Raw genomic sequence first — 19,903 nt, forward strand, 5'->3', positions numbered from 1 at the left:
ATCACGCCATACCGAGAATCCGTTGCAGCGCCTGCTGAAAATGGCCGGCGAGCGCCGCTTCCGCCGCGTCCGCATCGCGGTTCGCGCACGCCTCCAGAATGTCGAGATGCTCGCGCAGCGTACGCAGCGCCAATGGTCTCGTCACCAGCCGGTCGAGCCGAACGAGCGTCACGTAATTCTTCAGCCGTCGCGCGGTCATTTCGATCAGCGAGTTGCGCAACGACGAGATCAGCGCGCCGTGCAGCTGCTCCTCCAGCAACCCTAGCCGATCCTCCTCGGCCGGACCCAGGTCGTGACGCTCCAGATCGGCGATCAGATCGCGATGCGCCGCGATCATCTCCGCAATCTCCGCCGCATCGCCCGTTTCCGCGAAAGCCCGCGCGCCCGCCCGTTCGATCAGCGAGCGGAACTGGTAGGTCGATCGCGACAGTTCCAGATCCGCCTTGACGAAGCGGATACAGGATCGCGCGTGAATCGTGACCAGGCCCTCCGTCTCCAACGTTCGCAACGCGTCGCGCAGCGGCTGGATGGTGAGGCCGAGCAATCGCATCAGTTCGTTCTGCGACAATTCGGCGCCGACCGGGATGGTTCTGTCGAACAAGCCCTGAAGGATCGCACGATAGGCCTTTTCGGCCAGCGGCGGTTCGTTTCCTCTCTCGCCGACGGATTTCTCGCTGGCAGGGGGATCGGTCGCCGACACGGCGCTGATTTTCGAACGTGGCATAGTCAGACGAAATGGCCTCATCACCGGGACGGGTCAACCGCAAAGCCTTTCGGCAGGATAGCGAAGCGCCGCTCATCGCACCGACCGGATCGGCAACACGAGACACGCACCCGCCAGCACGAACGCCCCCGCGACGACGAACAGCAGCGGATAATCGTTGCCGGTCGCGCTGAGCAGCGTCGCAGCGAGCACCGGGCTGAGGATTTGCGGGACGTTCACCGCGGTGGTCAGGATGCCGAGATCCTTGCCCGTATCATCACCGCCTTCGCTGGCCGGCAGCACCTGCGTCATCAATGCGAGGTCGACCGACATGAAGGCACCATAGCCGAGTCCGATCAGCACCGCATAGGCGAACATGCCGGCGGCGTTGGGCTGCACCAGCGGGGCGACGACCGCCAGCGCCATGATGATACCAGCGGCGAAGACCAGCGGCTTGCGGCGCTGCCAGCGATCCGACAACCAGCCGGAGGCGAGGCCGGAGATGACCAGCGCGACGAATGTTACCGACGACAGCCGCGCGATGGTGGTATTTGCGTCGCTCTGGCTCAACCCGATGTGATCCTGAAGGATATAGAGCAGATACGTGACGATCGCCTGATAGCCCATGTAGATCGTGAAGCGCCCGAGGAACGCCCATGCGAAATCGGGATGTTCGCGCGGGTCGATCCAGAAGGAGCGCAGGAACGCGCCGAGGCGAAACGGCGAGGCCGGCGGCAGCGTTTCGCGCGGTTCCGGGTTGAGCGCCACGAACGACAGGCAGGCGAGGATGATCGCACCGCCCAGCAGGCCGTAAGCGAGCCGCAGATCATGAGCGAGCAGTCCGCCGTAGATCGTGCCGGCGGAAATGCCGGCCGTCATCGCCGCGCCGACCACGCCCGACACGAAGCCGCGCTCCTCCACCGCGAACCGGTCGGCGACGATGGTCGTGATCGCCGGCTGCATCGAATTGAGGCTGATCGCCGCCACGACCCAGAGGGCCGTCACCGCGACGATGCCCGATCCGTAAGGCACCATGATGATGGCGCCGCCGCCGATCAGCGCGCCGATGACGATCCACGGTGTGCGTCGCCCGAACCGGCTTCGCGTCCGGTCCGAGAAGGCGCCGGCCATTGGCGTTGCCAGCGTGCTGAAGACGGACGTGATCGCGAACACCACGCCTAGCGTCTTCGTCTTGGTGGCGGGCGAGATATCCTGGATCTGGTTGGGCAGCAGCACGCCCAGCACCGCGGCATACAGCGTCAGCAGCACGAAGAAGACGACACCCAGCGACACGATCAGTCGCCAGTCGCGCCGACCGGTCGCCATCGTGCGGGGCGGGGGAGCAAAGGGCGCTGTCATGCCGCTGCCGCCGCAGTCAGTCGCCGGCAATCTTCCTGCGCGGTGGCGCTCAACCGTAAACCGTGCCCAGGCGTATCGCTGCCGAAGATCATGCCGTCGCGGATTGTAAACGTCTTTTCGACCAGATGGTCGAAATTCTGGAAGCTGTATTCCAGCCAGCGCACGCCTGGCAGCGCCAGCGCCATGTTGACGCCGATCTCGAGGAAACTGTTGCCCAGCGTCACTTCGACATTCTGCTCGCTGGCCAGCCATCCGGCGCGCATCACGTCCCCGACCTGGGCATGGACGTTGAGCATGTCGCATGCCTGTTGTTCGAGCAGGCGCCGCTTGCCGGACAGGTCGAGATATTCGCCGGCGTTGACCCGGGTGATGCCGGTCCGCCGGATCAGCTTCAGCCCCGCGATATCGTCGCGGGTCACGGGATCCTCGACCCAGTAGATGCGGTGCCCCGCGCGCTCGAACGTCTGCAGGGCGTCGATCGCCTGCCCGACGGTCCACGCCTCGTTGGGATCGACCATCACCGGGCGGTCCTGGCCCACCGTCTTGCGCAACAGGTTCAGCCGGTGAACGTCGCGCTCGAGGTCGGGATGGCCGACCTTGATCTTGAAGCCGCGATAGCCGGCTTCCGCGGCGTTGCCGAACAGCTCGACGAAAGCGTGGTCCGACAGATGGAAGTCCAGCCCGCTCGCGTAGACGGGAACGCTTGACCGATCGGCGCCCAGCATCTGCCACAGCGGCAGGCCCTGCTGCTGTGCGAACAGGTCCCAGACCGCCTGTTGGATCGCCTCCTCGAACGGCAGCGACATGCGGCGCACATTGCCGCCGCGCGGACGCCGCACCGCGAGCGCCAGTGCCGCCGGTTCCTGACCATCGAGGGCGGGCCACGCCTGTTCGAGGAAGGTCCGCTCGATCTCCTGCTCGTCGGGAAGGGCGTTGAACAATGATTGCGCGAAGCCGAGGCCGACATGTCCCGCCGAATCGATCAGTTCGATCGCGGCCACATGGATTTCGGTCGTATGCACCTGCGAATCGCCGACCGGTCGATCGCGAGGATAGTGAAAACGGGTAATCCGATATGCCGTAATCCTCATCCCCGTTTGCCTTTCGTCATATCTGATATTTCAGATCTATATTTCAGAGAAATTTTACGGGCGCAAGCCGATAAATCGATCTCAACGGCCGCAAATCGCGCCTAACGGCACAGCGCCGTCACCGGCAATAGAGGGGTAATCCCGCCCCGACAGCGGCATTTCGGTCTGAATTATCCTGTATCTTCAACAAAATTCATCCACTGATATATCAAAATATGAATTAGATAATGTTTTTGGCTTGCATGAAATATCGATTGGCTGCATTCACGGCGAACAAGGGCGGCGGTCGACCGATCGCGCAAGAGGGAGAGGATGAATGAAGATCACCCGGATCATGTGCCTGTGCACGGCAGGTGCAATGTCTCTCATGCAGGCGTCGATGGCCTGTGCGCAGGCTGGAGGTGAGGCGACCACGCCGTCCCCCGGCTCGCCGGCACAGCCGCAGGACTCCTCTGATGCCGCAGCTGGCACGGCCCCGGCACAGGCCAGCAATGTCGAGGATATCATCGTCACCGGTTACCGCGCCTCGGCGGAGCGTGCCGTGGCGGTCAAGCGTGAGGCCGCGTCCGTCGTCGAGGCCGTCACCAGCCAGGATCTGGGCCGCTTCAGCGACGTCAACATCGCCGACGTCCTGCAGCGTGTGCCGGGCGTTCAGATCGAACGCAACGACAGCGGCACCGCTGGCGATCGCGCATCGATCCGCGGCCTCGGCCCGGGCTACACGCAAGTCACGATCAACGGCCGCGTTCCGCTGACCGGCGGCAACGAGGGCATCAACTCACTGCGCCAGGTCAATCTCGACGTGCTGCCGACAGAGGTCATTTCGGGCATGCTGGTGTACAAGACACCGACCGCCGACCTGGTTGAAAGCGGCATCGCCGGCGAGATCGACGTCCAGACGCTGAAGCCGCTCGACTATCGCGCGCCCGGTGGCGGCACGTCGTTCGGCAGCCTGACCGTCCGTGCCGACTATGACGACCAGACGAAAAACTTCATTCCCCGGATCAGCGGTGTCGTCGGCACCAAACTGCTCGACAACCGGCTGGGCGTCTATCTGTCGGGCCTGTGGTCGCACGGCGACACTTCCAGCTCCGAACTGTTTTCGCGCTTTGCCACTCGGGATTTGTCGTTCGACGATAATGCTGACGGCAGCATCGACCGTGTCGAGCGCGGCGTGCTGGTGCCCTCGCGCATCACGGCGTCGAAGAACGACGGTAAGATCAGCCGCCTGGCGTTCAGCAGCGGTCTTCAGTTCAAACCGAGCGATCAATGGGAAATCAACGTCGACGGAACCTATTCCAAGTTTCTGAACGAGCAGTTCCGGCCGACCAACGATCTCCAGCTCAATGGCGCCAGCAGCGTCTATGACGGTGTGGCCAGCCCCGGCGGCTATACCGTCCGTGACGGACGGCTGCTCGCATTCGATACGTCGAAACTCGCCTATGCGGGAGGAACGGGCCCGGGCGTCACGCTCGATCCGCAGCCGCTGAAGTTCTTCAACAACCAGTATGCGATCGTCGCCGGCGGCAACATCAAGTATAACGGCGACGGTTTCCGCGCGAGCGTCGACTATGGCTATTCGAACGGTCGCTATGATCAGGATCTGCGGCTGTTCTTCGGCGGCACCAGCGCGCCGAATCGCAACGTGCAATTTGACGGCGTTCCAATGGTGCCGACGATCACGGGAGTGACCAACGTCGTCACGCCGCCGGGCGGCGTCTTCAACGGCTTCTTCGGGCGCAAATATTTCAACCGTTCGCATGCCCATGCGCTTCGCGGCGACATCGCCTATGACGTGGCACCGGATGTCGTGCTGAAGGCGGGCGTGCGCTATCAGGACACGACCATAAGGCTGCGCAGCACCTCGCTGTTCGTGCCGGCTCCCGATGCGGCTACCGGCTTCACTACCGCCATTTCCCAGCAGATGCCCGACGTGATCTTCAACGGGCAGGATGCCGGCTTCCTGACACGCTTCAATTTCGGGGTGCCGATCCCGTTCCTCGATTATCCGGCGGCGGCCAATCTGGTTCCCGCGCTGCGTGACGCGGCGATCGACAAGGAAGACGCGTCCTTCGCCATCACCGCGCATGAAAAGACGACCGCATTCTACGTGCAGGCCGATGGGAATGGCACCTGGGGCAATATGCCGGTCAAGGGCAATGTGGGCGTCCGGGCGGTCTACACCGATCTGACCTCGCGGTCGACGCAGAGCACGACGATCCTCAACGGCCTGAACGCGACGCTCAGCCAGACGCTGACGCCGACCAGCGACACGCATCGCTACTGGGAATTTCTTCCCTCGGCGAACCTCGACCTCAATCCCACCGACCCGCTGCATGTCCGTCTGGCCGTGTCCCGCGTGATGTCGCGCCCGGAATATGAGGATACCGCGCCACGCAACGCGGTCAGCTATTATGATCCCAACGATCCGCGCGTCGATCCCAGCCAGCGCGGCACCGCGACGCTCGGCAATACGAAGCTGAAGCCGCTGACGGCGTGGCAGCTTGACCTGGGGCTGGAATATTACACCCGTGGCGGTGGTGCGCTGTATCTCGGCGGCTTCTACAAGAAGGTCGACGACTTCATCCTGCGTACGGTGACCCTCGACACCACCATTCCGGCACAGGGCGCGACCCGCCTGGACGTGACGCAGCCCGTCAATGCATCGAATGGACGCGTCTATGGTGCCGAAGTCGGGTTGAACCAGCCGTTCAGCTTCCTGCCCGCACCGTGGGACGGGTTCGGCGTGCAGGCGAACTATACCTATATCAACTCGAAGATCACCATCGACAATGCCGCGTCGACCACCTCCTACGGCTTCCCGGGGGCATCGAAGCACAATGCCAACGCGATCGCCTATTATGAGAAGGGGCCGTTCGCGACCCGCGTCGCCTATGCCTATCGGTCGAGCTACTTCCAGGCGCTCGGCGGCGGCAACGATCGTGCTGCGCAACCGACCTTCACCAAGGGATATGGCCAGCTCAACGCGAGCATCTCCTACCGTCCGATCGAGCATCTGGAGCTTAGCGTCACCGGCACCAACCTCACCCGTGCCAATCGTCGCGACTATATCGTCGATCCCGACATGTTCCGCTCGTTCATCCAGCGCAGCCGGACGATCGCCTTCGCCGTACGCGGCTTCTTCTGATCGACCGGACCCTCGCCAGGTTCTTCGGCATCGATATCGGGACGTCCGGCGTCAAAGCCATCGTCATGGATCCATCCGGGAAGACGCCGGGCGAGGGCGTGGGCGAGGGCGTGGGGGTGCTGCCGGTGCAGCGCCCCCGGGGCGCCCGCGCCGGCCAGATGCCTGGTGCCACTCTGCTGGGGGCGGACGACCGTCCGCTCCTATTTGCCTGCAATCGGGCACAGGTGGCCCCACGCCCCTGAGTGAAATTGCCATCCGCGCGGCTCCATACTGCGCGCATATAGCCACGCTCCGCCGGAAGGGCTCGATGCTCCGCCTCATCCCCCCTCAGACGCGGCAATCGCGGCATGGGGCGAGGTTTCTGCATCAGATGCGCAGGCAAGATGAAGGATCCCTCGACATTCTGGAGGGGACGATATCGTCGGGCCCAACACTTTCACAACGCCGCGTTTTTCTGTAGACTGCGGCAAACGGTTATTATCCGAAGGCGACTCGTAAGGTCGACAAGCCGTTCGACCGGAGCCGCCTCACCATTGGTGGGAGAGGGCCTGTGCCGATTGCGGTCGCCATCGCCTTGCTGGTGTTTGGTTCGGTCGCCTTCCACTTGTTCAGTCCATGGTGGCGGACACCGATCGCGACCAATTGGGGTTCGATAGACTCCGCGCTCGACGTTACGCTGTGGATTTGCGCGGCGGCATTCGTCCTTCTCAACCTCTTCCTGGCCTGGGCGCTGGTGCGATATCGGCACCGGCCCGGACACCGCGCCCATTATGAACCGGAAAATAGTCGGCTCGAAAAACGGCTGACCTTCTGGACGGCAATCGGCATCGCCGGGATGTTGGCGCCAGGACTGGCTGCCTGGGGCAAATATGTATCGGTGCCCAAGGGGGCAACGATCATCGAGGCGGTGGGGCAGCAATGGCAATGGTCGTTCCGCTATCCGGGTCCCGATGGCGTTCTGGGCGCCGCAGCGGTCAAATATGTGACGCCGGACAATGTGCTGGGGCTCGATCCGCTCGACCCCTATGGTCGCGACGACCTGCTGGTCGAAACGGGCGACCTGCATCTACCCGTGGGCAAGCCGGTGAAGATCCTGCTGCGTTCCAAGGACGTGCTGCACGATTTCTATGTACCCGAATTCCGCGCCAAGATGGATCTGGTGCCGGGCATCGTCACCTATTTCTGGATGACACCCACGAAGACGGGGACGTTCGATATACTCTGCGCCGAACTGTGCGGCACGGGCCATCATGAAATGCGCGACAAGGTGGTGGTCGATTCGCCCAGGGCCTTCGCCGCGTGGCAGGCGCAACAGAGCAGCTTCGGGCAGATACTGGCCGAGACGCCTCCAGCCGCCATGTCGATCCTGCTGATCAAGGCGAACGCCTGTTCAGTCCCCGCCTCCTGGAGCATTCGCTGATGGCTACCACCCTGGCCGACGATCTGCGCCCGCTGCATCATCCGCATAGTTGGGTCACCCGCTATGTCTGGAGCCAGGATCACAAGGTCATCGCCATCCAATATAGCGTGACCGCGATCAGCATCGGGCTCGTGGCGCTGGTCCTTTCGGCGCTCATGCGGCTGCAATTGGGCTTTCCGGGGGCCTTCCCGGCGATCCAGCCGGACAATTACCTGCAGTTCGTGTCGATGCACGGCATGATCATGGTCGTTTATCTGCTCACGGCCCTGCTGCTCGGCGGCTTTGGCAATTATCTGATTCCGTTGATGATCGGTGCGCGGGATATGGTCTTCCCCTTCGTCAACATGCTCAGTTACTGGCTGTACCTGCTTTCGGTGATCGTGCTGGTGGCGGGTTTCTTCGTGCCGGGCGGACCGACGGGCGCGGGCTGGACGCTCTATCCGCCGCAAGCGATCAGCGAAGGAACGCCGGGTCACCAATGGGGCATCGTCACCATGCTGGTCAGCCTGGCGATCTTTGTTGCGGCATTCACCATGGGTGGCCTCAACTATGTGACGACGGTGCTGCAGGCGCGGACGCGAGGCATGACGCTGATGCGGATGCCGCTGTCGGTGTGGGGCATTTTCACCGCTTCGGTCATGGGCCTTCTGGCCTTTCCGGCGCTGTTCGTCGCCGCGGTCATGATGCTGTTCGATCGTCTGGCGGGTACCAGCTTCTTCATGCCGGCGATGCAGTCGGCCGGCATGATCACGTCGACACAGGGGGGCAGCCCGCTGCTCTTCCAGCATCTTTTCTGGTTCTTCGGCCATCCGGAGGTCTATATCGTCGCGCTTCCCGCCTTCGGCATCGTGTCCGACCTGATCAGTGTCCATGCGCGGCGCAATATCTTCGGCTATCGCATGATGGTCTGGGCGATCGTCGTGATTGGCGCGCTGAGTTTCCTCGTCTGGGCGCATCATATGTATGTGAGCGGGATGAACCCCTATTTCGGTTTCTTCTTCGCCACATCGACGCTGATCATCGCCATTCCCACCGCGATCAAGGTCTATAACTGGATGCTGACCCTATGGCGCGGCAACATCCATATGCGCGTGCCGATGCTGTTCGCCATCGCCTTTATCTTCACCTTCATCCATGGCGGACTGTCAGGACTGTTCCTGGGCAATGTGAGCGTCGACGTACCCTTGTCGGACACCTTTTTCGTGGTGGCACATTTCCACATGGTCATGGGCGTGTCGCCGGTTCTGGTAATCTTCGGCGCGATCTATCACTGGTATCCCAAGATTACGGGGCGGATGTGGAACGAGACGCTGGGAAAGCTCCATTTCTGGATCACTTTCCTCGGCGTCTACGCGATCTTCCTGCCGATGCACTACCTTGGCATATTGGGCGTGCCGCGCCGTTATTATGCGCTGGGGCAGGCCGACTTCATCCCGCCATCGGTGCATTTGGCCAACCAGTGGATCAGCATCGCGGCGCTGGCAGTGTTCGCGGCGCAGAGCCTGTTCTTCTTCAACATGATCTGGAGCCTGTTCCGCGGTCCGAAGGCCGATCCCAATCCCTGGGGCGCGGCGAGCCTGGAATGGCAGACGCCCCAGACACCGCCGGCCCATGGCAATTGGGGGCCGAAGCTGCCGGTCGTCTATCGCTGGGCCTATGATTACAGTGTCCCTGGCGCCGAGCGCGACTTCATCCCGCAGACCGAGCCGCGCGCATGAACCTCATCGCGCGCCTTTCCGAACGGAGCTGGGAACCGGCGAGCGACAGGCTGGACCCGTCGCATCGCCCCTCGGCGGGATCGGTCGGGCTGACCCTCTATGCGGTGGTGATGGCCGTCATGTTCTCGCTGCTGGTGGCGGCCTATGTCATGCGCATGGGGCTGCACGCGGCCATGGGTCATGCAGACGACTGGGCCGCGATGCCCGACCCGCCATTGCTGTGGATCAACAGCGCAGTGCTGGTCATGAGCAGCATTGCCTGGGAAATGGCCCGGCGAGCCGCGATCCGGGGCCGGGCGAGCATGGCGTCGCTCGCGGGCGGGGTGCTGGGGCTATGCTTCCTCGGCGGACAGTGGATGCTGTGGCGTCATTATCAGGCGGCGGGCTATTATCTGGCGACGAATCCGGCCAACGCCTTCTTCTATCTGCTGACCGCGCTGCATGGGCTGCATATCATCGGCGGGCTTGGCGCCGCGGGCTGGGTGCTGGCCTCGCGAAACCCGGGCCAGGTGCGACTGTGCGCGCTCTACTGGCATCTGCTGTTGCTCATCTGGATATTGATCGCCGTCTTGCTGCTGCTGACTTGAGGTTGTTGCGCCATGCTCCAGACCACGCAGGATCGTAGGGACAGGGAAGTCATCACCCCAGCCCTGCGCGAGATCGCGGCCGACTGGTCGGCGGATCAGGAGGTGTTTCGCCATACCCATTGGGGCAAGGCGATGATGTGGATCTTTCTGCTGTCGGATACCTTCATCTTCTCCTGCTTCCTGACCGGCTACATGACAATGCGCGCTTCGGCCGTGCTGCCCTGGCCCAACACGGCCGAGGTTTTCGCGCTCAACATCGGCGGACAGGACATTCCGCTCGTCCTGATCGCGATCATGACCTTCGCGCTCATCAGTTCCAGCGGCACGATGGCCATGGCCGTGAATTTCGGTTACCGGCGCGACCGCCGCAGAACGGCGGGGCTCATGCTGCTGACCGCGCTGTTCGGCCTCACCTTCCTCTCCATGCAGGCGTTCGAGTGGAGCAAGCTGATCTTCGAAGAGGGGGTGCGGCCCTGGTACAACCCCATGGGCGCGCCGCAATTCGGTGCCTCCTTCTTCATGATCACCGGCTTTCACGGACTGCATGTGACCTGTGGGGTCATCCTGTTGCTGATCATCGCGTCGAAGGTCGCGCGCGGCGATTATGATCGCACGGGCGATTATAGCGCGGTCGAGATTGCGGGACTCTACTGGCATTTCGTCGATCTCGTCTGGGTCTTCATCTTCGCATTCTTCTACCTGTGGTGAGCTCCATGAAGCAGGATCTGTCCAATGCCGATGTCGGGGCTGTGCATGAAGGGGTGCATCATCCGATCAGCCTTTATCTGAAGGTCTGGGGCTATCTTTTCCTGCTCAGCACCCTTTCCTATCTGGTTGACTACATGCATGTGCAGGGGATCGTCCGCTGGACGTTGATCGTGCTGTTCATGTTGCTGAAGGCGGGGCTGATCCTGTCCATATTCATGCATCTCGCATGGGAACGGCTGTCCCTGATCTACGCGATACTGACGCCGCCACTGGTGCTGCTGGTGCTGGTGCGGATCATGACGATCGAGGCGAACTACGCCTTCTGGACAAGGGCGATCTTCATGGGCGGGGGAGGCTGAACCATGGCGCGGATGCGTTGGGTGGTGACGGGGCTGTGTGTCGCGGGGGCCGCGGCGTCGCTCTGGAGCTTCAACTGGTTTTCAGGGCAACTCTATCCGCATGCCAGTGCCGGCGACCTTGCCTACAAGCCTGACGACATGCCGCCGCGCATAGATATGGCATCGGTGCAGCGCAACTGGCCGGCGAGCCTCGATGATCCGGCGGATGGCAATCGGCTGATCGCCTATCACCGCGACATGCGCGGGAAGGTTTCCCTGCCATCGACTGGCGCCGGGACCGGCGGCACCGCCGCCACGCCGCCGGCGGATTTGGGAACGCTGCTCGCCAGTGCCGATCCCAATGCGGGCAAGGCGAAGGCCCAGCTCTGCGCCAGCTGCCACGACTTCAGTCAGGGCGGGCCGAACCGGATCGGCCCCAATCTCTGGGGCGTGGTCGCCCGCCCGGTGGCGAGCCATGCGGGCTTTGCCTATTCGCCCGCGATGAAGGCGCATGGGGGCGCATGGAGCTATGACAAGCTGTTCGAATTCCTTGCCTCGCCGGGGCGGGACGTGCCGGGGACGAAGATGAGCTTTGCCGGGCTCCGCCGGCCCGAGGATCGAGCAGCGGTGATCCGCTATCTGGCGACCTTGGGGAATGGAGCGCCGCCTTTGCCAGCGCCGAAGAGCGCGAACTGAGTTAGAGCACGACGCTTCAGCGCCCATTCGGGCTGCGCTTGTTGAGGCGCAGCCCTTTCCTTCAGAAAAGCGAAGGGCCTGGACAGGCTCAGCCCGAACGGGTTCGGGTTACCGAACCACCGCCCGCGTGTAGAGATGCCAGGTCGCATAGCCCAGCACCGGCAGCACGATGGCAAGCCCGACCAGACCCGGCAGCGCGCCGAGGATCAGCAGCCCGACGACGATCAGTCCCCACATGGCGACCGTCACCGGATTGGCCCAGGCGACCCGTACGGAAGTGCGCAGCGCCACGCCCCAATTGGTCCGCTTGTCGATGATCATGGGAAAGGACACGACGCTGACCGCCAGGGTTATGATTGCGAAGCCGAGGCCGACCAGATTGCCGACGATGATCATCTTCCAGCCCTCGACCGTGCCGAATACCGCGTTCAGGAAGACACCGACCGAACTGACCGCTTGGGGACCGAGCTGGCCGACAGTGGCGTTATAGATGAGCCACGCTGCACCGAGCCAGGCCAGGAACAGCAGGGCGGTGATGCTGGTAAGGTCGAAGAGCGCGGGCGCCGACGGTCCGCGCACCACATCCAGGAAATGCCGCCAGCGACTGTCGAGTCCCTGTTCGCGGCGTCGTGCCAGTTCGTAGAAGCCGCTCGCCAGGGCCGGGCTGAACAGGATGGAGCCGGCGACCAGCGGGAAGAGCAGCGGCAGTATCGACACGCGGCTGGCCATCAATATGGCCATCAGCACCACTGCGGGATAGATGAAACCGATGAAGATCAGGTCGCCCCGCTTGGCCTGGAAATCGTCCCAGCCCTGTTGCAGTGCGATCTTCAGATCAGGCAGTCCGATCCTGCGAATCTCATATTCGTCACGAGACGATGCTTTTTCACCTGGATGAGCAATTGCCATGGCCGCTCTCCCTTTGAAGCTCGCCATGACGAGCGTCCGGCTTGTCCTGCCCTCTGTCGGGACCGGTGCGCGATGCAGTCCATGTTGGAGCCTGCCCAGGGCATCGTCCCGGCATGAGGAAACGCCTCATGGCCAAGGCGAAGAGTACATCTTTCCGCCGGCTTTGGACAGGGGCTGATCGCGGTCGAAACGTACATGCCGGCCCGCGGTTTCCAGCGCCACCGACAGCCCCTGGAGGCGTGCCGGCAAGCGGCGGCAGCCGTTGCGGTCAATCAAGCGCAAGCTCGTCGGTTGAACCCCGGGTCGCATGAACCTGATATGCATTGCGACAAGGCAGGATGATCCGCGCACATTCGCAACTAACTGTCTGGTTGCGATACATTATTGGCGCAATATAGCACGTCATCGACTTTGGTCATAAGATCGTCCTGTGTCGGCGGCTTGCAAGGAGGATTGGCGGGTGCGGGCATAACATCGACCCACGGCTTCGAACCGGAGATTGCCCATGAGCGACCTGATCCTGACCACGTACGACTGGGTGCCGGAAATGCCACGGGGCCTTGTGCGCGACCTTCGGGTGCGCTGGGCGCTCGAAGAGGCAGGATTGCCCTATCGGGTGGAAAGCACGCCGTTTCGAGATCGCGGCCCCGAACATTTCGCGGCGCAGCCCTTCGGCCAGGTGCCGTGGCTGACCGACGGCGACCTGACCCTGTTCGAGAGCGGCGCGATCCTGCTGCATCTGGCGGACAAGAGCCCGGCGTTGATGCCGCAGGACGCGCGGGGTCGGGCCGAAGTCCTGTCATGGGTCATCGCCGCGCTCAATTCGGTCGACCTGCCGTGCCAGCCATGGAGCCTGTTCCGGTTCATGGGATTGCCCGGCGAAGCACCCGAGGCGAAGATGATCGACAAATTCCTGAAAGCCCGGCTCGACCGAATGGATGCGGTTCTCGTCGATCGCGAATGGCTCGTTGCGGGCCGCTTCACGGTCGCTGACCTGCTCATGGCGGATGTGATGCGGCAGGTCGATCGGTTCGACGGGTTGTCCGGTCACGCGGCCTGTCGCGACTTCCTCGCCCGTGCCACGGCGCGACCGGCGTTTGAAAAGGCGCATCGTGACCAGATGGCTCACTTCGCCGCCGCCGATGTGGCCTGAGAACGCGCCATGTACGCCAAGGACGTTCCCGCCGGGACCATCTTCTATCACGGAACCAAGGCCGATCTGGCCATCGGCGACCTGATCGCGCCGGGGTTCGAGAGCAATTTCGTCGAACGGGGGCTGAAGCACGTCTATTTCGCGGCGAAGCTCGAAGCGGCCACATGGGGCGCGGAACTGGCGAGGGGTGACGGGAGGGGTCGTATCTTCATCGTCGAGCCGACCGGCCCGTTTGAGGATGACCCGAACCTCACCGACAAGAGGTTTCCCGGCAACATGACCGCCTCCTACCGATCGACCGCGCCGCTGCGGATCACGGGCGAACTGGAAGATTGGGTCGGCCATGCTCCCGAGCAAGTCAGGGAGATGAAGGACAATCTCGCCCGCATGAAACGCGAGGGCACGGACACGATCATCGAGGACTGATGCGCCGAAGGCCGGACCGCGGCAGAAAACTCCAGGCCCGAGCGGCCCAGGGCCGGATGGCGGCGCATCCTTGGCGCAGCCTCTCCATCAGGGGTCGCGGCAGGAGAAGGCCACGATTCCTGATAAGGACAAAGCCCACCCGGCACGCCACTCCCGCATTGTCCGAAAGGACGAGGCGACCGCCCAGCACCCGGTTCATGATCCGGGCTGGGAGATTAAATCGATGGCGCTGCAAACATTCCCCCGAATTTGCCCGACCTGCGAGGCCAGCTGCGGGTTGGTCATCGAAGCCGATCCCGACAGTGGCGTGGTCGGCCGGGTGTCCGGTGATCCGGCCCATCCGTCGAGCAAGGGCTATGTCTGCCCGAAGTCGCAGGCGATCAAGGCGCTGCGCGAGGATCCCGACCGGCTGACGAGGCCGCTGATCCGCGATGGCGAGGGCTTCCGCGAGGCGAGTTGGGAAGAAGCGCTGGACTTTGCGGCGGCCGGGCTCAGGCGCGTCGTGGCTGACCATGGGTCGAGCGCGCTGGGCATCTATCTGGGCAATCCCACGGCGCACGTCGCCGCGTTGCAGTTGGTCGGAGGGTCGCTGCTCTCCGCCATGCCGGCGCAACTCACCGGGGCGGCCGCGATCGACAACTTTGCGCGCAACATGGTCGACGCCTATCTCTATGGCGATATCGGCAATGTTCCCGTACCCGACGTCGACCGTACCGAATTCTTCCTGATCTTCGGCGCCAACCCGGCCGTGTCGAATGGCAGCATGTTCGGCGCCCCCGGCATGCCCGGTCGGCTCAAGCGGTTGCGTGCCCGCGGCGGGCGGCTGGTGGTGGTCGATCCGCGTCGCACGCCCACAGCCGAACTGGCCGACGACCACTTCGCCATCCGTCCGGGCACCGACGCGCTGCTGGCGCTGGCGATGATCGACACGCTGTTCCGCGAGGGGCTGGTGCGCCTTGGCCGCCTGGAAGGGCACGTGTCGGGACTCGACGAATTGCGCGCCGTCGCGGCGCAATTCCCGGCCGAGCGCGTCGCCCCGCTCACCGGCATCGCAGCGGAGCGCATCACCCAGTTGGCGCGCGACTTTGCCGCCGCCGGCAGTGCCGCCGCCTATAGCCGGGTCGGCATCAATACCCAGAGCTTCGGCACGCTCGGCGTCTGGGCGATAGACTGCCTCAACATCCTCACCGGCAATTGCGATGCCGAGGGTGGGGTGATCTTCCCCGAGGGCAGCCTGCCGGTCTTCACCCGCGATCCCTATGTCGGCGATCAGCCGCCCCATGGTCGCTGGCACTCGCGCGTCTCGGGCGCGCCGGAACTGGGCGCCACCATGCCCACCCACGCCATGTGGGAGGATGTCGAGACGCCGGGCCCTGGCCGGATCCGGGGCATGACGATCATCGCCGGCAACCCCGTACTGTCCAACCCCAATGCCGGCCGCGTCGCCGCCGCCCTGGACAGCCTGGAGTTCCTGGTCGCGGTCGACATCTACCTCAACGAGACGACGCGCTTTGCCGACGTCATCCTGCCGCCGGGCGATCACCTGCGCCACAGCGAGTTCACGCTGATCTGGAACAACTGGATGGTGGAGGACGTGATCTCCTGGTCGCCGCGCATCCTGCCGCCCGATCCCGACGGACGCACCGACTGGAGCATCATCAACGGCCTCGCCGCCCGCTTCATCGGCATGGACGAGGCCGCTTACGACCTGCGCTGCGCGATGGAATATCTGTCGCGCCAGGCACCCCAATTGCCGCGCCTGCCCGCCGGGGCGGACCTGGCCGGGCTGCTGGCCAGCGCTGATGGCGAGGACTGGCCCGAACGCATCTTCGATATCCTGTTGCGCGGCGGCAAGAACGGCGACGGCTTCGGCAGCCATCCCGGCGGCCTGTCGCTGGCCCGGCTGCGCGAAAGTCCGGCCGGGATTTCCCACGGGCCGATGCAGCACGGACGCCTGCCGCGGGCGATCGCCACCCCCGACGGCAAGATCGCGCTGGCGGCCGCTCCGTTCCTTGCCGATATTCCCCGGCTGGAGCAGGCGATCGACGATGGCAGGTTCGCGCACGGTACGCTGCGCCTGATCGGTCGGCGCGAGATGCGCTCCAACAATAGCTGGATGCACAATCTGCAGCCGCTGGTGAAAGGGCCGAAGCGCTGTACGGCGATGATCAGTCCGGCCGATGCCATCCGACTCGGCATCGACGAAGGCGACGAGGTTCGGTTGCGCTCGCGGGTTGGCGAGATCACGCTGCCCGCGCGCATCACCGACGAAGTGGGGATCGGCACGGTATGCGTGCCGCACGGCTGGAGCGAGGCGCTTGACGGCTCGCGCCTGGGCCTCGCCCACAGCCTCGACGGCGCCAATTACAACCGGCTGAGCGACGACGCCGAATTCGACGTGCCGAGCGGCTGCGCCAGCTTCAATGGCACGCCGATCGTCGTGGAGCTGGCAAGGACCATCGCGCAGCAGGACGCAGCTTGAACACTATGGTCCTGGCGATTGCCGAGGTCGAACGCCTGGTCGCCCGGGCGGCGGCAGCGGGCATCCCACCGACCGGCGAAAGCTGGCGTGAAGGATTGGAGGTGTTCCTCGCCGATCTGGCGCGTTCGCGCACGATGCGACCGGGCGCGCGCGAATGGACGGAAGCCTTCCTGGTGGAGACGCTCCGAGCCCGGTTCGCGCTGGAAGCGTGGCACGCCGCGCATCCGGCGGCGGCCGCGACGCCAGTGACGCGCCCGTTGATCGTGCTGGGCATGCCGCGCGCGGGCACGACCTTCCTGGTCAACCTGCTCAGCCTCGACCCGCAGCGGCGGATGCACTGGAACTGGGAGGGCAATCGCGAACTGCCCCCGGCCGAGGCCGCCCACCTGCACGATGATCCGCGCATCGCGGTGCGGGTGCGCGAGGTCGATGCGCGGATCGAAAGCGGTTTCCTGCCGCTCAACCATCATGTCGAGCGCGGCGACGAGCCCACCGAGTGTTTCTGGCAGATGCAGCAGGACTTCAAGTCGTTCTCGCTGCTGATCCATACCCAGGTGCCAGACTATTTCGAATGGTGGCTGCACCATGCCGACATGGCCGCCGCCTATGCCTGGCACTGCCGCTATCTCCAGGTGCTGCAGAGCGCCGCACCGGGGGCCTGGACGCTCAAATTCCCCTCGCATGCGCTCGCTGTGGAAGAGATCATCGCCACATATCCCGATTCGCGGATCGTCTACACCCATCGAGACCCGATCAAGCCGCTCGGCTCGACCTGCAGCCTCAATGCCCATCCGCTGTCGATGACCAACAGCGATGTCGATCTGGCGATGGTCGGTTATCAGGTCTCCGGGATCCTCGCCGCCAGCGCGCAGCGGATGATCGCCGCGCGCGACCGCCATCCGGACCATGCCTTTCACGACATTCACTACCGCGATTTCATCCGCGACCCGATGGCGACGATCCGCGCGCTCTATGCGTTCGAGGGGCTGGAGCTGAGCGACGTGGTGGCGCAGGCGATGGAAGCGGCGATCACCACCCATGAGGCAGCGCGTGGCCACGCCGGCGCCCATCTCTATGACCTTGCCGATTATGCGCTGACCGAAGCGACGGTCGATCGCCAGTTCGGCGACTATATCGCCCGCTTCGACATTGCTCTGGAAAGACGCTGATGCACCAGTGGTTCCCCGACTATCCGACGCGCGATGCGGACATCGTCGACTATCGTCCGTTCACCCTGGACGGTTGCCCGGTCCCGTTTCGCGGGCCCGCAATCGATCCGCAGGCCGCGCCGGAGCGGTCGTTCTTCACCTGTCTCGGCGCGGCGCAGACCTATGGCTGCTTCGTCGACCGTCCCTATCCCGACCTGCTCTCCGATCGTCTTGGCCTCAGCGCCCTCAACCTAGCGGTGGGCGGCGCCGGGCCGGGATTCTATCTCCAATATCCCGCGCTGATCGCCGCGATGAACCGGGGCCGCTTCGTCGTCGTGCAGGCGATGGCGGCGCGCCACGAGGCGAACAGCCGCTTTGCCGCCGACGGCTATGTCGAATATCTGCGTGACCGGGTGAGCGGTGACAGCATCGATACCGTTTCCGCGTGGAGCCGGGTGCTGGAGGAAACGCCCGATGACGCGCCCCGCCTCGTGGCGGAAAGCCGGGCGAGCTGGCTGGAATCGATGCGGCGGCTGCGCGCTGCGATCACCGTGCCGGTGGTGTTCCTGTGGTTCTCGCAGCAAAAGCCGGCGGCGCTTGCCTGGCCTGAACTGCGCGCGGAAGTGGGCCGGCGGCCGACTGTCGAGCTGGTCCACCGGATGTTCGGTGCGTTTCCGCAGCTGGTCGACGCGGCGATGGCCAAAGAGGCGGCGGCGATGTGCACCGCCGCGGTCAACTGCGTAAGCGAGCGGGGGGCCGGCGCGCCACTCATCAACCGCTGGACTGGCAAGCCGATCGATCCCGCCAATTATGAAAATCGCGGGGTCGAATATGTCGCGCTGGCCACCGGCCGCAACGATTACTACCCCTCGCCCGAGATGCACGAAGATGCAGCAACAGCGCTGCTCGGAGCCGTGAGGGGGTTGTGACCGCCTTGGGCACCGCGAAGGGCCCGAAATGGCGGCCACCGCCCGTTCGCGAAATTGAACAACCATCAAGCGCAACACCCCCAATATCATAGGAGCGGAAACATGAATGATAATGTCGTCGTCATTACGGGCGTTCGCGGACTGGGCCTTGCATGTGCCCGCCGTCTCGGCGTTGGCAAACAGCTTGTGCTCGCGGACAACAATCCTGAGGTTCTGGCCGACACGGTTCGGCAATTCGAGGACGATGGCTACAAGGTGCTGTCCGCGGTGGTCAACGTGGCCGACCCCGATTCCGTGAACGAGCTAGCCGCACTGGTAGCCAGAACCGGGCGGCTCGCAACCTTGATGCATACGGCGGGCGTCTCTCCCGGCATGGCGGACTGGGAGACGATCTTCAACGTGAACCTCGTCGGCACGATCCACATATTGAATGCGTTCAAGCCGCTGGCCGTGGACGGCACGGTGGCGTTCGTCACCGCCAGCAACGCCGCCTATTACTCGCCGGTCCCGCTGGACGTGGAGGAAAAACTCGCGCTGGCCCCGATCGAGGACCTGAAGGCGGTGGTGCAGAGCGTGGCGGGCCACGACACAGGCATTGGCTCATACTGGCTTGCCAAGCGCTCCAACCAGCTTCGCGTGCAGGCGCAGGCCGCCGACTGGGGCGCCCGCGGCGCGCGGTTGCTCTCGATCAGCCCCGGCATCATTTCAACCGCGATGATCCGCCATGAACGCAAGCACGGAGCGCCGATCGACCAGACCATCGCCAGCCAGCCGATTGCGCGGTTGGGGAATGCCGAGGATATTGCCTCCGCCGTCTGTTGGCTTGCCGGTCCCGAGGCATCCTACATCACGGGCACGGACCTGCTCGTCGATGGCGGCATGCAGGCTTCGCTGCGCTGGTCGAAACTGTCGACCGAATATCTGGAAAGCTTCAAGAAAGATACGAACTCGTAAGGCCCGGACCGCGTCGGGATCTTGCCGCGCGGATCATGGCTGTCTGCGGTGCTGCGGTGTTTGTCGCCCGGTATCGCGGGCTGCCGCGGCCCGATCCTTGTTATCCGCTGATCAGGCGTCGGCCAGGATCAGGT

At 64.0% G+C, this 19,903-nt stretch carries 18 protein-coding genes; 14 read left to right on the forward strand and 4 right to left on the reverse strand.

The genetic code is table 11. The annotated features are described in order from the left end of the window. Nucleotide 1: 1 nt before the first annotated feature. The 3 genes from MRBLMA1_RS15360 to MRBLMA1_RS15370 form a co-directional block, all read right to left on the reverse strand. On the reverse strand, nt 2-724 hold the full coding sequence (locus tag MRBLMA1_RS15360) for a GntR family transcriptional regulator (protein ID WP_133653172.1): 723 nt from the start codon (nt 722-724) through the stop codon (nt 2-4). Nucleotides 725-796: 72 nt separating this feature from the next. Continuing rightward, the gene (locus tag MRBLMA1_RS15365; RefSeq protein ID WP_363737819.1) at nt 797-2,092 is read right to left on the reverse strand and encodes an MFS transporter; all 1,296 of its coding nucleotides are present in this window, start codon (nt 2,090-2,092) and stop codon (nt 797-799) included. After that, the gene (locus MRBLMA1_RS15370; protein WP_363737821.1) at nt 2,059-3,153 is read right to left on the reverse strand and encodes a mandelate racemase/muconate lactonizing enzyme family protein; all 1,095 of its coding nucleotides are present in this window, start codon (nt 3,151-3,153) and stop codon (nt 2,059-2,061) included. The genes MRBLMA1_RS15365 and MRBLMA1_RS15370 overlap by 34 nt, the downstream gene beginning before the upstream one ends. 316 nt (nt 3,154-3,469) lie before the next feature. Between MRBLMA1_RS15370 and MRBLMA1_RS15375 the strand changes: the two genes are divergently transcribed. From MRBLMA1_RS15375 to MRBLMA1_RS15410, 8 genes are all read left to right on the forward strand, one after another. Then, nucleotides 3,470-6,301 carry a TonB-dependent receptor gene (locus MRBLMA1_RS15375; RefSeq protein WP_363737823.1) on the forward strand — a complete coding sequence of 944 codons (2,832 nt, stop codon included), beginning with the start codon at nt 3,470-3,472 and terminating at the stop codon, nt 6,299-6,301. 65 nt (nt 6,302-6,366) lie between these two features. Continuing rightward, entirely contained in the window at nt 6,367-6,543 is a 177-nt protein-coding gene (locus MRBLMA1_RS15380; RefSeq protein WP_363737825.1) for a hypothetical protein, read from the forward strand. 308 nt (nt 6,544-6,851) lie between these two features. Beyond that, complete coding sequence (locus MRBLMA1_RS15385; protein ID WP_363737827.1) at nt 6,852-7,721, forward strand: cytochrome c oxidase subunit II; 870 nt, start codon at nt 6,852-6,854, stop codon at nt 7,719-7,721. Then, nucleotides 7,721-9,439 carry a cytochrome c oxidase subunit I gene (locus MRBLMA1_RS15390; protein WP_133653177.1) on the forward strand — a complete coding sequence of 573 codons (1,719 nt, stop codon included), beginning with the start codon at nt 7,721-7,723 and terminating at the stop codon, nt 9,437-9,439. The genes MRBLMA1_RS15385 and MRBLMA1_RS15390 overlap by 1 nt, the downstream gene beginning before the upstream one ends. Continuing rightward, nucleotides 9,436-10,026 (forward strand): cytochrome c oxidase subunit 3, encoded by a 591-nt coding sequence (locus tag MRBLMA1_RS15395; protein WP_363737829.1) that lies wholly within the window; start codon nt 9,436-9,438, stop codon nt 10,024-10,026. Before MRBLMA1_RS15390 ends, MRBLMA1_RS15395 begins: the two co-directional genes overlap by 4 nt. A 12-nt stretch (nt 10,027-10,038) precedes the next feature. Continuing rightward, nucleotides 10,039-10,734: a heme-copper oxidase subunit III family protein gene (locus MRBLMA1_RS15400; protein ID WP_363737831.1), complete on the forward strand. Its 696-nt coding sequence runs from the start codon at nt 10,039-10,041 to the stop codon at nt 10,732-10,734. Between the two features lie 5 nt (nt 10,735-10,739). Continuing rightward, on the forward strand, nt 10,740-11,093 hold the full coding sequence (locus MRBLMA1_RS15405; protein ID WP_363737833.1) for a cytochrome C oxidase subunit IV family protein: 354 nt from the start codon (nt 10,740-10,742) through the stop codon (nt 11,091-11,093). 3 nt (nt 11,094-11,096) lie between these two features. Then, nucleotides 11,097-11,768: a c-type cytochrome gene (locus MRBLMA1_RS15410; RefSeq protein ID WP_363737834.1), complete on the forward strand. Its 672-nt coding sequence runs from the start codon at nt 11,097-11,099 to the stop codon at nt 11,766-11,768. 108 nt (nt 11,769-11,876) lie between these two features. Here the strand turns inward: MRBLMA1_RS15410 and MRBLMA1_RS15415 are convergent, their stop codons facing one another. Next, nucleotides 11,877-12,677 carry a DUF2189 domain-containing protein gene (locus MRBLMA1_RS15415; RefSeq protein ID WP_363737836.1) on the reverse strand — a complete coding sequence of 267 codons (801 nt, stop codon included), beginning with the start codon at nt 12,675-12,677 and terminating at the stop codon, nt 11,877-11,879. Nucleotides 12,678-13,182: 505 nt separating this feature from the next. Between MRBLMA1_RS15415 and MRBLMA1_RS15420 the strand changes: the two genes are divergently transcribed. From MRBLMA1_RS15420 to MRBLMA1_RS15445, 6 genes are all read left to right on the forward strand, one after another. Then, nucleotides 13,183-13,830, forward strand: coding sequence for a glutathione S-transferase family protein (locus tag MRBLMA1_RS15420; RefSeq protein ID WP_363737838.1), 648 nt, complete (start codon nt 13,183-13,185; stop codon nt 13,828-13,830). A gap of 9 nt (nt 13,831-13,839) precedes the next feature. Continuing rightward, the gene (gene arr / locus MRBLMA1_RS15425) at nt 13,840-14,256 is read left to right on the forward strand and encodes an NAD(+)--rifampin ADP-ribosyltransferase (RefSeq protein ID WP_363737839.1); all 417 of its coding nucleotides are present in this window, start codon (nt 13,840-13,842) and stop codon (nt 14,254-14,256) included. Between the two features lie 223 nt (nt 14,257-14,479). Next, entirely contained in the window at nt 14,480-16,738 is a 2,259-nt protein-coding gene (locus MRBLMA1_RS15430; RefSeq protein ID WP_363737841.1) for a molybdopterin-dependent oxidoreductase, read from the forward strand. A gap of 5 nt (nt 16,739-16,743) precedes the next feature. Beyond that, nucleotides 16,744-17,907 carry a sulfotransferase family protein gene (locus MRBLMA1_RS15435; protein WP_363738221.1) on the forward strand — a complete coding sequence of 388 codons (1,164 nt, stop codon included), beginning with the start codon at nt 16,744-16,746 and terminating at the stop codon, nt 17,905-17,907. Further along, complete coding sequence (locus MRBLMA1_RS15440) at nt 17,907-18,815, forward strand: DUF6473 family protein (protein WP_363737843.1); 909 nt, start codon at nt 17,907-17,909, stop codon at nt 18,813-18,815. Before MRBLMA1_RS15435 ends, MRBLMA1_RS15440 begins: the two co-directional genes overlap by 1 nt. Before the next feature lie 102 nt (nt 18,816-18,917). Then, nucleotides 18,918-19,769: an SDR family oxidoreductase gene (locus MRBLMA1_RS15445; RefSeq protein ID WP_363737845.1), complete on the forward strand. Its 852-nt coding sequence runs from the start codon at nt 18,918-18,920 to the stop codon at nt 19,767-19,769. Nucleotides 19,770-19,903: the final 134 nt, after the last annotated feature.

The sequence above is a fragment of the Sphingobium sp. LMA1-1-1.1 genome (genome assembly GCF_040676365.1).
Taxonomy (GTDB): Bacteria; Pseudomonadota; Alphaproteobacteria; order Sphingomonadales; family Sphingomonadaceae; genus Sphingobium.

Excerpts from the sequence above, each read along its gene's own strand:
- MRBLMA1_RS15380 (WP_363737825.1), top strand. The coding sequence starts at position 6,367 with ATGGATCCATCCGGGAAGACGCCGGGCGAGGGCGTGGGCGAGGGCGTG.
- MRBLMA1_RS15415 (WP_363737836.1), bottom strand. The coding sequence starts at position 12,677 with ATGGCAATTGCTCATCCAGGTGAAAAAGCATCGTCTCGTGACGAATAT.
- MRBLMA1_RS15430 (WP_363737841.1), top strand. The coding sequence starts at position 14,480 with ATGGCGCTGCAAACATTCCCCCGAATTTGCCCGACCTGCGAGGCCAGC.
- MRBLMA1_RS15405 (WP_363737833.1), top strand. The coding sequence starts at position 10,740 with ATGAAGCAGGATCTGTCCAATGCCGATGTCGGGGCTGTGCATGAAGGG.
- arr (WP_363737839.1), top strand. The coding sequence starts at position 13,840 with ATGTACGCCAAGGACGTTCCCGCCGGGACCATCTTCTATCACGGAACC.
- MRBLMA1_RS15390 (WP_133653177.1), top strand. The coding sequence starts at position 7,721 with ATGGCTACCACCCTGGCCGACGATCTGCGCCCGCTGCATCATCCGCAT.
- MRBLMA1_RS15435 (WP_363738221.1), top strand. The coding sequence starts at position 16,744 with ATGGTCCTGGCGATTGCCGAGGTCGAACGCCTGGTCGCCCGGGCGGCG.
- MRBLMA1_RS15445 (WP_363737845.1), top strand. The coding sequence starts at position 18,918 with ATGAATGATAATGTCGTCGTCATTACGGGCGTTCGCGGACTGGGCCTT.
- MRBLMA1_RS15400 (WP_363737831.1), top strand. The coding sequence starts at position 10,039 with ATGCTCCAGACCACGCAGGATCGTAGGGACAGGGAAGTCATCACCCCA.
- MRBLMA1_RS15440 (WP_363737843.1), top strand. The coding sequence starts at position 17,907 with ATGCACCAGTGGTTCCCCGACTATCCGACGCGCGATGCGGACATCGTC.
- MRBLMA1_RS15360 (WP_133653172.1), bottom strand. The coding sequence starts at position 724 with ATGCCACGTTCGAAAATCAGCGCCGTGTCGGCGACCGATCCCCCTGCC.
- MRBLMA1_RS15410 (WP_363737834.1), top strand. The coding sequence starts at position 11,097 with ATGGCGCGGATGCGTTGGGTGGTGACGGGGCTGTGTGTCGCGGGGGCC.
- MRBLMA1_RS15395 (WP_363737829.1), top strand. The coding sequence starts at position 9,436 with ATGAACCTCATCGCGCGCCTTTCCGAACGGAGCTGGGAACCGGCGAGC.
- MRBLMA1_RS15370 (WP_363737821.1), bottom strand. The coding sequence starts at position 3,153 with ATGAGGATTACGGCATATCGGATTACCCGTTTTCACTATCCTCGCGAT.
- MRBLMA1_RS15375 (WP_363737823.1), top strand. The coding sequence starts at position 3,470 with ATGAAGATCACCCGGATCATGTGCCTGTGCACGGCAGGTGCAATGTCT.
- MRBLMA1_RS15420 (WP_363737838.1), top strand. The coding sequence starts at position 13,183 with ATGAGCGACCTGATCCTGACCACGTACGACTGGGTGCCGGAAATGCCA.